Source organism: Polaromonas sp. SP1, from assembly GCF_003711205.1.
Lineage (GTDB): Bacteria > Pseudomonadota > Gammaproteobacteria > Burkholderiales > Burkholderiaceae_C > Polaromonas.
This window is the reverse complement of sequence record NZ_CP031013.1, coordinates 1,950,583-1,964,844: the sequence shown is the minus strand read 5'-3', so window position 1 is coordinate 1,964,844 and position 14,262 is coordinate 1,950,583. Positions and strand designations below refer to the sequence as shown.

14 protein-coding genes are annotated in these 14,262 nt (G+C 60.9%); 1 reads left to right on the top strand and 13 read right to left on the bottom strand.

All coding sequences use genetic code 11. The annotated features are described in order from the left end of the window. Positions 1-8: 8 nt before the first annotated feature. The 9 genes from DT070_RS09295 to DT070_RS09255 form a co-directional block, all read right to left on the bottom strand. Complete coding sequence (locus DT070_RS09295; protein WP_122955130.1) at positions 9-350, bottom strand: DUF3223 domain-containing protein; 342 nt, start codon at positions 348-350, stop codon at positions 9-11. 11 nt (positions 351-361) lie between these two features. After that, the gene (locus tag DT070_RS09290) at positions 362-2,581 is read right to left on the bottom strand and encodes a S8 family peptidase (protein ID WP_122955129.1); all 2,220 of its coding nucleotides are present in this window, start codon (positions 2,579-2,581) and stop codon (positions 362-364) included. Further along, entirely contained in the window at positions 2,582-3,748 is a 1,167-nt protein-coding gene (locus tag DT070_RS09285; protein ID WP_122955128.1) for an AAA family ATPase, read from the bottom strand. It lies immediately after the preceding gene. Positions 3,749-4,025: 277 nt separating this feature from the next. Next, entirely contained in the window at positions 4,026-5,183 is a 1,158-nt protein-coding gene (locus DT070_RS09280) for a formyltransferase family protein (protein ID WP_122955127.1), read from the bottom strand. Positions 5,184-5,274: 91 nt separating this feature from the next. Then, positions 5,275-6,435, bottom strand: a complete 1,161-nt coding sequence (locus DT070_RS09275) for an aminotransferase class V-fold PLP-dependent enzyme (RefSeq protein ID WP_122955126.1) — start codon at positions 6,433-6,435, stop codon at positions 5,275-5,277. A 308-nt stretch (positions 6,436-6,743) separates the two neighbouring features. Next, entirely contained in the window at positions 6,744-7,118 is a 375-nt protein-coding gene (locus DT070_RS09270) for a YciI family protein (RefSeq protein WP_122955125.1), read from the bottom strand. 101 nt (positions 7,119-7,219) lie between these two features. Continuing rightward, positions 7,220-7,891, bottom strand: a complete 672-nt coding sequence (locus DT070_RS09265; RefSeq protein ID WP_122955124.1) for an HAD family phosphatase — start codon at positions 7,889-7,891, stop codon at positions 7,220-7,222. 204 nt (positions 7,892-8,095) lie between these two features. Continuing rightward, complete coding sequence (locus DT070_RS09260) at positions 8,096-8,509, bottom strand: YchJ family protein (protein ID WP_194965939.1); 414 nt, start codon at positions 8,507-8,509, stop codon at positions 8,096-8,098. Next, entirely contained in the window at positions 8,509-8,931 is a 423-nt protein-coding gene (locus DT070_RS09255; protein WP_122955122.1) for a rhodanese-like domain-containing protein, read from the bottom strand. The genes DT070_RS09260 and DT070_RS09255 overlap by 1 nt, the downstream gene beginning before the upstream one ends. An 81-nt stretch (positions 8,932-9,012) precedes the next feature. Between DT070_RS09255 and DT070_RS09250 the strand changes: the two genes are divergently transcribed. Beyond that, positions 9,013-9,180, top strand: a complete 168-nt coding sequence (locus tag DT070_RS09250) for a DUF2256 domain-containing protein (RefSeq protein WP_122955121.1) — start codon at positions 9,013-9,015, stop codon at positions 9,178-9,180. Positions 9,181-9,216: 36 nt separating this feature from the next. Here the strand turns inward: DT070_RS09250 and DT070_RS09245 are convergent, their stop codons facing one another. From DT070_RS09245 to aceK, 4 genes are all read right to left on the bottom strand, one after another. After that, positions 9,217-10,347 (bottom strand): acyl-CoA dehydrogenase family protein, encoded by a 1,131-nt coding sequence (locus DT070_RS09245; RefSeq protein ID WP_122955120.1) that lies wholly within the window; start codon positions 10,345-10,347, stop codon positions 9,217-9,219. A gap of 16 nt (positions 10,348-10,363) precedes the next feature. After that, positions 10,364-11,047, bottom strand: coding sequence for an SDR family oxidoreductase (locus tag DT070_RS09240; protein WP_122955119.1), 684 nt, complete (start codon positions 11,045-11,047; stop codon positions 10,364-10,366). Between the two features lie 6 nt (positions 11,048-11,053). Then, complete coding sequence (locus DT070_RS09235) at positions 11,054-12,238, bottom strand: acetyl-CoA C-acyltransferase (protein ID WP_122955118.1); 1,185 nt, start codon at positions 12,236-12,238, stop codon at positions 11,054-11,056. Between the two features lie 141 nt (positions 12,239-12,379). Continuing rightward, positions 12,380-14,257, bottom strand: a complete 1,878-nt coding sequence (gene aceK / locus DT070_RS09225; protein ID WP_122955117.1) for a bifunctional isocitrate dehydrogenase kinase/phosphatase — start codon at positions 14,255-14,257, stop codon at positions 12,380-12,382. Positions 14,258-14,262: the final 5 nt, after the last annotated feature.

Sequence of the window (14,262 nt, the reverse complement as noted above, 5' to 3'; positions counted from 1 at the left end):
AAGACCCGCTACGGCAAATTGGCGGCTACCGTCAGTGCATCCGGATAGCTGAAGTCGATCTGCGTGCCGTCCTTGCGGTGTACATGAAACCCATCTGTGGAGTATCCGTCTCCCCGATTGGTCTGTTTGGAGAAGAACGCGACACCGGTGCCACACTTTGTGGGAGCTCCGGATGGCACAGCACTGTCATATACCTGCAGAAGAGCTGTCAAATCGGACTCGTCTTGGGCATCCATGACGCGCTCACCCACTGGATACCGCGCAAGCATGTCCTTGAAATGCTGATGCGCATCGCCTTTCTTTTCCCAGAAGCGACCATTAGGAAGTTGCACAGGTTTCGCTTTTCCCATGTTTTTCTCCTTTACGAATTGATCCGAACTGGCAGAGCGATCCTCGGTTCGACAGCCTTAAGCACCGTGTGCGCTCGCAAGATTTCCGAATATATCTCGGGATGGCGTGGTGCTTCTACAGTCAGTATGAGCGCATACGGTATTAGGTCGGTTCCGGAGCTGGCTACTGCACCGCCGTCGCGTGCGTTGTAATGGATGTCGAAGGTGGCCTCATGCAGACTGCTACCTCGCATTTTTTCGCTCGCGTGCAAGACGGTCTCCCACTTTCCGAGGTCGGCGCGCTGTTCCTGCTCTGTGCGAAATTCCTTCTTCGAAAAAAAAGACCGCGACTTGGTCTGTTTACCCGCTGCTTTTCCCGTATGCGGCCGAAACGTTATATCCAATCCCGCCTTTGTGTAAGCTGCAGCATCTTCCACATCCACAGGGCTTGCATAGCAGAATGTAGCCGTCAGTGTCACCATGCCTTGCAATGGTGTCTTGGGCAGGGGAACGCGTGCGCGCAGGTACTTTCCAGGTTTTAGCCGGCCCTGATAAATAATGCGCGCCACGCCATCCCCGCAGACAATCATGGTGCCAATATCCGTAGGGATCCGCCCCCAGCCTACAGCTTCAGGCGATTCGGTACCGTGCACGTGCGCAGCATGGACCAGCAGCCCCTTGATCGTAAGAGGGTTGATCGCTTCGCCAAGATAAGCACGCACACCAACGCCCGAACGCAGCGTCAGCGGCGACGCGAAACTTGTTCCCATCGTCGCCGCCAGCGTCGCCTTTTTGCCAGGCGCCGCCACATGGAAATATTCCTTGGGACTGCCTCCAAAAGCAACCACATCGGGCTTGCGCCTGCCGGGACTGCGGCCGGGCCCTACGGCGCTATAGTCCGCCCGGGCCCAATTGTTATCAGTGCGCGTGCAAGCGCCTACCGACAGGGCGTTGACGCTGTCCGCAGGCACCTGCACTCGATTGAGACCGCCTAACGCGCTTTCTTTGCCGTTGTTCCCCGCGGCCACAGTAAGGAGCGTATCTCCATCGGACAAAAGATCATCGATGAGCGCCGTCCATGCATGAACGTCGTTATCTTCCATTGGCAGCTCTGGACCGAGACTCAGGTTAAGGAACTGGTACTGCCGTGTCAGTAGTACTTCTTCGATATGTCCGAGCGTGCGAAAAAGCTCGAGATGATCCTCTTGCCCCGTTTTTTCATCGAGGATGCGGATATGGTCCACATAAGAAAAAGGACGCTCCGCCTCCTGTCCCGGTTCGATTGCTCCGAACAGTAGCGCCGACGTCACACCCAGTCCGTGATCTAGGAAGTCGGGGACGTCTGACGCAGACGGATCAGACTTGACATATTGACCTACATATCGGTCGAGCACATGATCGTTGGGCAACCCCCCATCCAACACTGCTACGGATGGCTCGTCCGACAATGGTTCTACCTTGGGAAGAGCGAAAGGGATGGCCAGTGACGTGGCACGTAGAAGGGGCCGGAAGTTGCGCAACGGTGGCATTGGGCGAACCACTCGCATCATGGTGAAAAGAGCAAGCTGAGCCAGACGGGACTTTTCACCTCGCACTGGTACGAACAGCATGCCGCCCACCGGAATGGCCAGATCTGTGTGGACATGAAACTCGCAGGCCCGAGCATATTCAACAAAGGCTTGCTGGGTGAATGCCACGCCTTCATCAGGCAAAACATGCAACCCAACTTCGAAAACATCCTCTGCTGCGTCGGCGACCCCGGTGCGCATCCGGTCAGTAGGCCGCACAGAAGAAAATTCCTCAATCTCAGCGAATTGCAAAGCCTGTGGCGAGAGTTCGGCAAGATCCGCAATGACTCCTGGTAACCTCGAAAAGCTATCGCGTCTGCCCGCTACGAAAAGCTGCGTGGATTCGGATTGCTTGGTAGCAGTCTTTCGCAGATCCACGCGCGGCGTTGTCATCACCGTCTTACTGCCAACTGAGACCAACCCGGCTTGACGCAAGAATGCGCGAGGGAAAAAGCTCTTTGCAATGAATGTGGGATGCAAGTCCACCTTTGCCACGGCGTAGCCTGCGGGGCATGCCGCATCGGGCAGTTGAATAACCTCCCCGACTGTTTCCAATATTTGCGGCATGAGATGCGATCGCGCATCCTCGAGCGAATAGGGCCGCGCCTTGTCGGCCTTCATGAGTGGCGGTGGAATATCGAAGGTCAGTAGTTCGCCGCGGCCTATGATGAATCGAGTTGCCATTCATTTCTCCTTTCGCGGCCGGCCACGTACTGGAGACGGGCCAGCGTACTTTCGAATAGTGTCACGAGACACACCTGTAAGCGCACGAATCGTTTCATGAGGCAGAAGTGATTTTGCTAACCGGAGGGCAAGGACTAGCCTCTGTTTTTTGTCCAGTTTGTGAGCAAACTCGGTTGCCAGCGGCATTGCCAGGTCCACCGGATCTGTGTTCTCCAGGAGCGCTCGGCGACGCAAGGAAGCAACCACCTTTTCCACGTCTGACAGTGACACCCCCTCCAATGCCAGAGACAGAAGCGGAATGACTTCTTCGAACGCCTCCTGCGAACCTCTAAAGAATCGGCGAATCGCCGCCTCGGTTAACTCCGGAACAGGTGTGTCAAAACGGAAGGTATGGTCGAAGCGTCGCCAGAGTGCAGGATCAACCAATTCAGGGTGATTTGTTGCTGCCAGCAGGAGACCGGTTGCGGGCCAAGCATCAACTTCTTGCAAAATTGCTGTAACGAGTCGCTTGAGTTCACCTACGTCAGCTTCGTCGCTGCGCCTCTTAGCGATTGCATCAACCTCGTCTAAAAGCAAAATTGCTTCATTGGCTTTTGCGTGATCGAACACAGCACGCAAATTGCTGCCGGTCTTTCCCAGCAAGCTGCTCATCACAGTAGTGAGATCAAGTACCCACAACGGCTTGCCCAGCTGGAACGCGATCCAGCGTGCAGACAATGTTTTTCCCACACCAGGAGGTCCAACAAGGATGGCGGATCGGGTCGGCGGAATGCCATGTGATTCCAGACGCTTGCGGTTCTTCCGTTCGCGGACGATGGCATCGATACCCTGCTGAAGCTCGGGCGTCAGCAAAGGCGCATCCAGGCCGCCCAAATCATCGAAGATTCGAATGAGGGAATTACGGGAGTCGGCGTCGACCGGCAGTTGATCCTCATTACCCATTAGCGAAGTGGATGCCTTGCGAAGCACAGCATGACCTGCCGTGCGAGTCTGACTAGTGCGCAGGGCATCGCCCAGACGGCCAGCGAGGGCTGGATGGGTGATGCGATAACGGCGAACCAGCTTTGCCAGCATCAGCCGGACGCTCTCTGGAGTCGGCCCAACCGCCAACGCCGCTAAAGTGGCGAAATCGTCCTCTATCTGAGATATTTCGTCAGTTTTTGACATTTAATTGGTGCTTTTCGATTCAGATGGATATTTATCTGACGAATTGTATCAATTAACTGACTACTGTGTGTGCGAATTATTTGTAATACTAATCTAAGAGTGTTTTTTGAACGCTACCTTGTGACAGCCAATCTAGTCGTTGACTACTATCGAAACAGGTCAGCTAGAACAGGAATGAGTGAGGCGGGAATGCCGTACTTCTAAGGCTTAGTCACAAAGATCGCGAAAGGGCCTGGAAGCACTACCCCCCGTATTGGCTGCCCCTAATAGGGGCTGCTCACTGCCCAGCAACCTGCCTCTCACCCAACGCAATATCCAACATCATCTCGCTGGCCAGCGTCCCCAGCTCCTTCTGCAACGCCTCCACCGACAACTTAGCCGGCACCAGCAAATGCGCCTCCACCTTGAAGGTCTGTTTGCCTGATACGCCGCTGCGCACGATGTCGGTGTGAATGCTTTCGATGCTGATGCCGCGCTCGGCGAGCATCTTGGTCAGGTTGCTGACGATGCCCAGACGGTCTTCGCCTACGAGTTCGAGTTCAAACACGCGGAGTGCGGCGGGCGTGTTGGCGCCGTCGCTCTTGGCCACGACGACTTGCAGGCCGCTGGATTGCAGGCCGCGCAGTGACATGGCGAGGTTGTCGGCGTTTTCGCGGGGCACTTCGAAGTGGACCATGCCGGCGAATTCACCGGCCAGGCGTGTCATGCGGCTGGCGGCCCAGTTGGCGCCGAAGCGTTGGGCTTTGTCTGCCAATGAGCTGACGATGCCTTGGCGATCTGTGCCGACGATGGAGACGACCAGCGATGTGTTGGCGGACGAGACCTCTTCGGTCAGCACCACGGCTTTGCGCAGCATGGGGGCGCGGGTGGCGAAGGCGGGGTCTTGCACGTTGGCGGGCAAGTTGCCTTGCAGGCGGGCGTGGTGAACGACTTTGCTGAGCAGCGCCAGGCCCATGGGCGCGAGGGCGCGCTCCCACAGTTCGCGGGCGGTTTCGCCTTTTTTGACAAAGCACCAGTCTTGCGCGGCGATGGCGCCGGCGTCCCAGCCGTCGGCCAGGTGGTAGACGGAGCCACCGGCGATGGGGTCGCCTTCCAGAATCGTCCACTCGACGGCCGCAATGCCGCGGTGCCGTGGCAGCAGCGAGGGGTGGTAGCCGATGCCGCCCAGGCGCGAGCGTGCGAGGGCGTCGTCGCTCACACGGGCATGCGTGTGCGCGGCGATGATGAGTTCGGTGCCTTCGGCAATCGCTTCGCCGGGCACGATCTTGGGGTTGGTCAGCACATGCACGGGGATGCCGGCGGCGCGGCCGGCGACGGCCAGCCTGTCGTCTTCAGCGGGGGCGACGATGCTGGTGAACTCAATGCCTTCTTCTTTGCGTAGCGCCTCAAATACCGAGGCTGCGAAAAAACGGGAACCGACCAAAGCGCATTTCATTGACACGTCTCTTTATGAATGAGTTGATTGAAAAAGAATCGAAGCGTAAACAAAAAAAAGGGAGCCGAAGCTCCCGATAAAAAATGATCGCTCAGGCCGCGACAGGCTGGCGCGCCTTCTCGGTCAGGCCGATTTCGTCGAGTGCGGCGGCGAGCTGGCTGACGGTGCGGTCAGACTGGTGCCATTTGTCGAGGCCGAAGAGGCCGACGCGGAAGGTCTTGAAGTCTGCGCCTTCGTCGCACTGCAGCGGCACACCGGCGGCGGTTTGCAAACCCAGCGCAAGGAATTTTTTGCCGGACTGGATGTCGGGGTCTGTGGTGTAGCTGACGACCACGCCCGGGGCCTTGAAGCCTTCGGCGGCGACGCTGGGCAGGCCGCGGCTTTCAAACAGTTTGCGGACCTTGCTACCCAGGGCTTCCTGCTCGGCTTTGACTTTGGCAAAACCGTAGTCTTGCGTTTCTTTCATCGCGGCGCGCAGACGTGTGAGGGCGTCTGTGGGCAAGGTGGCGTGGTAAGCATGGCCGCCGTTTTCATACGTCTCCATGATCTGCATCCACTTCTTCAAATCGCAGGCAAAGCTGGAGCTGGTGGTGCCGTCAATCGCGGCGCGGGCGCGCTCGCTGAGCATGACCATGGCGCAACAGGGTGAGCTGCTCCAGCCTTTTTGCGGGGCGGAGATGAGTACGTCAACGCCGGTGGCCTTCATGTCGACCCACATGGCGCCGGAGGCGATGCAATCGAGCACAAAGAGGCCGCCCACCGCATGCACCGCAGCGGCCACAGCCTGCAGGTAGCTGTCGGGCAGGATCATGCCGGAGGCGGTTTCAACGTGCGGGGCAAAAACGAGTGCGGGCTTTTCTTTGGCGATGGCGGCCACCACGTCGGCAATGGGCGCGGGCGCCCAAGGGGCTTGCGCGCCGGGGCCGGTCTGTTTGGCCTTGAGCACGGTGTGCGAGGCGGGGATGTGGCCCATGTCAAAAATCTGCGTCCAGCGGTAGCTGAACCAGCCGTTGCGGATGACCATGACGTGCTTGCCGGCGGCGAACTGGCGGGCCACGGCCTCCATGCCGTAAGTGCCGCTACCGGGCACCAGGGCCACGGCGTGGGCCTTGTACACGTCTTTGAGGATGCGGGAGATGTCGCTCATCACGCCCTGGAAGCTTCTGGACATGTGGTTGAGCGCGCGGTCGGTGTAGACCACCGAAAACTCGAGCAGGCCGTCAGGGTCAACGTTGGGAAGGAGTCCGGGCATGGTTTTGTCTCTCAAATCGTTATTAAAAGGCGGGCAGCCAGCTTAACAGGATGAGGGCTTTTTGGCAGTGGGGGATATGGGGCGCGGGGGCGGCGCAACGGCGGCCGGGGATGGCGTGGTGGTGCCCCCGGCGGGCCTTGCTTGCTATTGATTTGATAGCTATAAGCCCATATGGTGATTGGGCTGGAGGCCTTTTTTTATCTGCAAAAGTTGACCCGGGTCAATCCCGGGTCAATGCCATGCGGGTCTCAGGTCTATCCACGCCCGTTCCGCATCATGGATTTGGGCCTCTTTGGGCCGGCCGGCCTTCACTTGCCGTCGTACTGCTCAAAAAAACCGATGGGGTGCATGTCGATGCGCCAGCTGGCCTGCTCGCCCAGCGTGGCAGCCGGGTGGAGCGAGGCGGTTTTGACGGCCTCTTCGGCATTGGCGGCGTCGATGATGAAAAAGCCGCCGACCACCTCCTTGGTTTCGGTAAACGGCCCGTCGATCTTTTGCGTCTTGCCGCCGCGCGGCTGCAGGCGGATGGCGGGCTCGCCGAGCGAGGCGCTGACGCGCAGCTGGCCGGTGGCCTTGAGCTGCGCGTCTTTGGGCGGGCACTGGCTGACCAGGGCTTTCATGTCGGCAGGCGGCATGGCGGCGAATTGGGCGGGGTCGTAATAGGCGAGGCAGAGGTATTTCACGGTGATTCCTTCAAAAAGTGGTTGATGACACCTCTACGACGAACGGCCTGGGCCCAAATCGACACGCCTGCGGCAAAAGATTTTTGCCCCTCCTCCGCGGATCAGCCCTTCAGCGTCAGTAAAGCCGGCAAATCCGCCATGTCGGTAAACACATGCACCGCGCCGGTGGCCAGCAGGGCCTTGGGTGCATCGTGGCCGAGCTCAGGCGGGCTGAAGCCGAAGACGGTACAGCCCGCCGCCACGCCGGCTTTGACGCCGGTAACGGTATCTTCGACCACGGCGCAGCGTCTCGGGTCTACGCCCAACGCCTTGGCAGCAGCCAGGTAGACATCGGGGAAAGGCTTGGAACGCGGCATTTCATGGCCGCTGAAAATACGGTCTTCAAAGAAGGGCATGAGCCCGCATTTCTTGAGCTGCAGCTCGACCTTGAAGCGGTCGGCGCCAGACGCGCAGGCGATGCGGCCCTGGTAGGTGGTGTGGATCTGGCTGACGGCCTCGACGGCGCCGTGCACGGCCAGCAGGGACTCAACCAGCCCTTCGTTGCGGCGGCCGCGAAACTCTTCGAGCCAGGCCTGGGTCACGGGCTTGCCGGTGTTGGCCTCGATGGTGGCCGCCTCGTCGATCACGGCCTTGCCGACAAACAGGCGCATGCACTCGGCCGAGCTGAGCTTCCAGCCCTGCTCTTCCAGCATGTCGCGCAACACGCCGTTGGTAATGGGCTCGCTGTCTACCAGCACGCCGTCACAGTCAAATAACACCGCGTCGAATTTCACCGGGAGCCTTTCATTGCTATCAATTCAGGAGCTACATGCCTATATCCCACCTTGGCCGGATGCCGATTTGGCTTGATTTTTGGGTGCAGGGGGCAGGAAGCGATTGGGGCGGCCAAAAGCCCGCCGCCTCTGCATGGTAGCAACGCAGCCGCCGGTGTGCGGTAACGCGCCGGTAACGAATGGGCGGGAAGCCGGGGCGGGCCGCTACGTAACGTCGCCGTCGACATAGAACCAGCGGCCGGCCTCGCGCACAAAGCGGCTGCGCTCATGCAGGCGCACGGCCGGGCTGCCGGGGCTTTTCTGGCGGGCGACGAATTCGACTTCGGCATGCGCCTCGTCGACCTGGCGATGGCCGCGCACTTCCAGGCCCAGCCATTTCACGCCGCGGTCAAACTCGATGGAGGCCGGGCGGTGGCCGGCGTGCCAGCTGGCGAGCAGGTAGTCGGCGCGCTCCAGCACAAAGGCGGTGTAGCGCGAGCGCATGAGGGACTCGGCGTCCGGTGCGGGCGTGGCGTCGAAATGATCGAGGTAGCGGCCGCAGCAGGCGGCATAGGCCAATGGGCGCTTGTTGGCCTGGCGGCCGCAGGGGCAGGGCTGGGACGGCAGCAAATGGGGCATCAACCGCAGCCCTTGGCTCCGGCCTTGCGCTCTTCCAGCGTTTCGGTGGGCGCGCCCTGCTTCACCCATTCGGCGTAACCGCCATCGATGTGGGCCACATTGCGCATGCCCATGTCCTGCAGGGTTTTGGTGGCCAGAGCGCTGCGCCAGCCTGCGCCGCAAAAGAGGATGAACTCCTTGCCTTCATCGGCAAACAGGGGCTTGTGGTACGGCGACTCCGGGTCGACCCAGAACTCCAGCATGCCGCGCGGTGCGTGGAAGCTATCGACCACGGTGCCGGGTGTCAGCTCACGGATGTCACGGATATCGACGATCTGCACTTTGGGGTCGTTGAGCTTGGCCTTGGCCTCAGCAACGCTGTAGGTCTTGACCTGCGCCATGGCTTCGTCGACCAAGGCTCGGAATCCTTTGGTAATCGGCATGTTGTCTCCTGCGGTGAATGCGGACTGAATCGCCCAGTTTACGAGGCCCCATCGATGTCGGTCTGGTTTAATTCAACACCCATGAAAAACGACTTCAAAGGCAACAAGCAATCGCTGCCCTCCAAACCCTGCGCCGTGTGCGGCCGCACCATGACCTGGCGCAAAAGCTGGGCGAAAAACTGGGCTTCGGTGCTGTATTGCTCAGACGCCTGCCGCGCCAGGAAGAGCGAAAAGCCCAGTCCCGGCTGAAGGCTTTGTAGAGCCGCCCCGGCTGCGGCGCACTACTCAGGCCAGTGCGCGTTGAATGATGATTTTCTGGACGTCGGAGGTGCCCTCATAGATCTGGCACACCCGCACGTCACGGTAAATGCGCTCCACCGGGAAGTCACTCACATAGCCGTAACCGCCCAGCGTCTGGATGGCCGCGCTGCAAACTTCTTCGGCCATCTCGCTGGCAAAGAGCTTTGCCATGGCGGCCTCCTTCAGGCAAGGCAGGCCGGCGTCGCGCAGGCTGGCGGCGTGCCAGATGAGCTGGCGGGCCGCTTCGATTTTTGTGGCGCAATCTGCCAGGCGAAAGCCGACGGCCTGGTGGTTGAAGATGGCGGTGCCAAAGCTCTGGCGCTCTTTGGCGTAGCTGAGCGCAAACTCAAACGCGCTGCGCGCCATGCCCACGCTTTGCGCGGCGATGCCGATGCGCCCGCCTTCAAGTGCGCCCAGCGCGATCTTGTAGCCTTCGCCTTCGTTGCCGATCAGGTTCTCGGCGGGGATGCGGCAGTTGTCAAAGTTGATCTGCGCGGTGTCGCTGGAGTGCTGGCCCAGCTTGTCTTCCAGGCTGGCCACCTGGTAGCCGGGCGCATCCGTCGGCACGATGAAGGCGCTCATGCCTTTTTTGCCCGCGCCCTTGTCGGTCACGGCGATCACGATGGCCGCATGGCCGTTCTTGCCGCTGGTGATGAACTGTTTGACGCCGTTGATCACATAGTCGTCGCCGTCTTTGACAGCAGTGGTACGCAGCGACGACGCATCGCTGCCCACATGTGGCTCGGTCAGGCAGAACACGCCCAGCATTTCGCCCTGCGCCAGCTTGGTGAGCCAGTGCTTTTTCTGCTGCGCATTGCCATAACGCATCAGGATGGCGTTGACCGGGCAGTTGGTCACGCTGATGGCGGTGCTGGTGCCGCCGTCGCCGGCGGCGATTTCTTCCAGCACCAGCGCGAGCGTGAGGTAGTCCAGGTTGGCGCCGCCGAATTCTTCAGGCACACAGATGCCGTAAGCGCCCAGCGCGGCCAGGCCCTTGTGCGCCTCGACGGGGAAGTGGTGCTCTTTGTCCCAGCGTGCGGCGTGGGGCCAAAGTTCTGCCTTCGCAAATTCGCGCACAGCGTCGCGAATCATTTCCTGGTCCTGGTTCAAAAGCATTGCATTACCTTGGTGATCACCATGAGGTGAAGGGTTGGCCGTCGTAATTGAGAAACGCGCCTTTGTGCGCGGGCGTGAGCCCGGCCAGCGCGGCACGCATGGAGGCGACGCTTTCGCTCACCGTCAGCGACGCGCCGGCGCCACCCATGTCGGTCTGCACCCAGCCGGGCGACATGGCGACCATGATGGCCCTGGGATAGTCATGCTGGGCCGAGGCGACCACCATATTGAGCGCGGCCTTGCTGGCGCGGTAAACCCAGCCGCGGCTGCTTTCCACGCCGCCAATCCTTGCCATGCCGCTGCTGATGAACGCAAAGCGCCCCTTGCCGCCGCCGTCCATTCTTGAGGCCTCCACCATGGGCGCGACCAGCGGAATGGCCTGCATCGCGCCCAGCAGGTTGGTGTGCATGGCCTGGTCGAACACCTCGCGGGTTGGTGGCGTCAGGGCATCACCCTGCGGAAAGACACCGGCCACGTAGAGGGCGATGTCGATCTCTTCACCGTCCAGCAGCCAGGCCAGGCCGCTGATGCTGGCGGGCTGGGCCACGTCCAGCCGCAAGGCCTTGGCGCCCAGGACCTTGAGGCGCTGCAGGCCCTCGTCGTCGCGCGCGGTGGCAATGACTTCAGCGCCGTCAGCCACATACTGGCTGGCGAACTCGAGGCCGATGCCGCGCGATGCGCCTATGACGAGAACCTTCATCGCAAATTAGACCAATTCAACAGCCAAGGCCGTGCCTTCACCGCCGCCAATGCACAAGGTGGCAACACCCTTCTTGAGGCCGCGCGCCTTCAGTGCGTGGATCAGCGTGACGATGATGCGGGCGCCGGACGCGCCGATGGGGTGACCCAGCGCGCAGGCGCCGCCGTTGACGTTGACGATGTCGTGGCTGATGCCGAGCTCTTTCATCGCGGCCATGGGCACCACGGCAAAGGCTTCGTTGACTTCCCACAGGTCCACGTCTTTCACGCTCCAGCCGATTTTCTTGAGCAGCTTGTTGACCGCACCCACCGGTGCGGTGGTAAACCACTCGGGGTCTTGCGCAAAAGTGGCGTGGCCGAGGATGCGGGCGATGGGTTTGGCGCCCAGTTCCTTGGCGGTCGATTCGCGTGCCAGCACCAGCGCGGCGGCGCCGTCGTTGATGGACGAACTGGAGGCGGCGGTGATGGTGCCGTCTTTCTTGAACGCGGGCTTGAGCGTGGGAATCTTGTCGAGCTTGACCTTGCCCGGGCCTTCGTCGATGGAGATCACGGTGTCGCCGCTGCGGCCCTTGACGGTGACGGGCGTGATCTCGGCCTTGAAGGCGCCGGACTCGGTGGCGGCCTTGGCTCGGTTGACGCTGGCGGTGGCAAAGGCGTCCTGCGCCTCGCGCGTGAACGTGTACTTGTCGGCGCACTGCTCGCCGAAGGTGCCCATGGCGCGGCCGGGTTCATAGGCGTCTTCCAGGCCGTCCAGCATCATGTGGTCATAGATGCGGTCGTGGCCGATGCGCACGCCGCTGCGGCCCTTGAGCAGCAGATGCGGCGCGTTGGTCATGCTCTCCATGCCGCCGGAGACCATCACGTCGCGGCTGCCGGCCACGAGCTGGTCGTGCGCCAGCATGGTGGCTTCCATGCCGGAGCCGCACATCTTGGACAGCGTGACTGCGCCCACGCTGGAGGGCAGGCCACCCTTGAAGCCGGCTTGGCGCGCAGGCGCCTGGCCCTGGCCCGCCATCAGGCAGTTGCCGAACAGCACTTCGTCGATTTTTTCAGGCGCGACGCCCGAGCGCTCGATGGCGGCCTTGATGGCGGCGCCGCCCAGGTCATGGGCCGACAGGCTGGCGAAGTCGCCCTGGAAGCCGCCCATGGGGGTGCGGGCTGCGCCGAGGATAACGATGGAATCTTTTGACATGGGAGCTGTCCTTTCAGAGGTTAAACGATTTGCGTGTGTTGGTGGAAATGAGCGAGCGCCGCGAAGAGCCGCCCCGAGCAAGCTCAGCCCCCTCGGGGGGCAGCGCATTACACGAAGTGAAAAGCGTGGGGGCCAACATTTCTAGGGGTTCAGGCCGCTGAGGCCTGTTAATACGGGATCGGGTGGAAGCTGCGTCAGCACTTCGTCGCCGATTTCTCCGGGGCTGTGCAGTGCAATAAAACGCTTCTCGCGCTCGTAGGGAAACACATCGTGCACATGGCCGGCCTGGATGCGGGCCTGGTGTTTTTGCCAGAAGCCGGCGTCGAGCAGGTTGGCGTGGTGCTTCATGAAGACTTCGCGCACCGCGTCGTTGCCGAGCAAAAAGGGCTCGAAGGTTTCGGGGAACACGTCTTTGGGGCCGACGGAATACCAGACCTCGCCGCTCATCTCTTCTTCTTCGTTGCGCGGCGTAGGCACCTTGCGGAAGTTGCAGTCGGTGATGTATTCGATCTCGTCGTAGTCGTAGAACACGACCTTGCCGTGGCGGGTGATGCCGAAGTTCTTCCACAGCATGTCGCCGGGGAAGATGTTGGCGGCCACCAGGTCCTTGATGGCGTTGCCGTATTCGACAACGGCGCGCTCGATCTGGTCTTTGGCGGCGGGCTCCTGCACACCGGCGTCAAAGGCTTCCTGCAGGTAGATGTTGAGCGGGATCATGCGGCGCTCGATGTACACGTGCTTGATGATGACTTCGGTCGCGCCGTCGGCGTCGCGGTCGCTGATCTCGAGCTGGCTGGGCGCGAACTTTTCGATTTCGGCAATGAGCTCGTCGTCAAAGCGCTCGCGCGGGAAGGCCACTTCGCTGTATTCCTGCGTGTCGGCCATGCGGCCTACGCGGTCGTGCTGCTTCACCAGCAGGTACTTGCCCTTGATCTGCTCGCGCGTCGTGTCTTTTTGCGGCGGGTAGTAGTCTTTGATGACCTTGAAGACGTAAGGAAACGATGGCAAGTCAAACACCAGCATGACCATGCCCTTGATGCCGGGCGCAATGCGGAATTTGTCGGTGGAATGCCGCAGGTGGTACAGGAAGTCGCGGTAGAACAGCGTCTTGCCCTGCTTGGCCAGGCCCAGCGCGTTGTAGATTTCAGCGCGCGGCATGTGCGGCATCATGCTGCGCAAAAACTGCACATAGGCTGACGGAATGCCCATGTCGACCATGAAGTAGGCGCGTGCAAAGCTGAAGAGAATCAGCAGGTCGTCTTCACCAAACAGCGCCGCATCGATGACCAGCTTGCCAGCCTTGCCATGCAGCACCGGCAAGGCAAACGGGATTTCGTTGAAGCCGTTGATGATCTTGCCGACGACGTAAGCGCCCTTGTTGCGAAAGAACAGCCCCGACAGCACCTGGATCTGGAAGTTGGCGCGCAGCTTGACGTCGGTGAGCCGCTCGCTGAAGGCCTCAAGCACATAGCCGGCATCGCGCTCCAGGTCCTCAAAGGGCAGGCGCAGGTCAAAGTCGCTCACCAGCTTGACGATGATGTCCCGCATGTTGTCGCGCGTGGGGTAGTAGGCGCGGTAGGTCGGCTGCGCTGTCGGCTCTTCGTTTTCGATGTACTCGGTGCTGACGGCCGGGCGCACAAAGATGAAGTCGTTCTGGAAGTAGCTGCGGTGCAGTATCTTGGTGGTGACCGAGTTGAAAAACGTTTCGGCGAGCTCAGGCTGGTGGTGGTTGACCAGCAAGCCGATGTAATGGAGCTTGACCTGTTGCCAGACGTCCATGGGCTGGTCGCCGGCCTTGAACTCGCGCTCCAGGCGCATGGAAGCCTCGCGCACGCGCAGGTCGTAAAACTCGATGCGCTCGCGCTGGGCGCGCTGCTGGCCGTGCCAGTCGGCCGTTTCAAAGCGGTGCTTGGCGCGCGCGGACTCGGTGCGGAACAGCTGGTAGTGGCGGTTGAAGCCGTCCATCATCGCCTTGGCGATGTCGTAGGCGACGCTGGAGTCCAGGCGCTGGGGAAACATGCTGA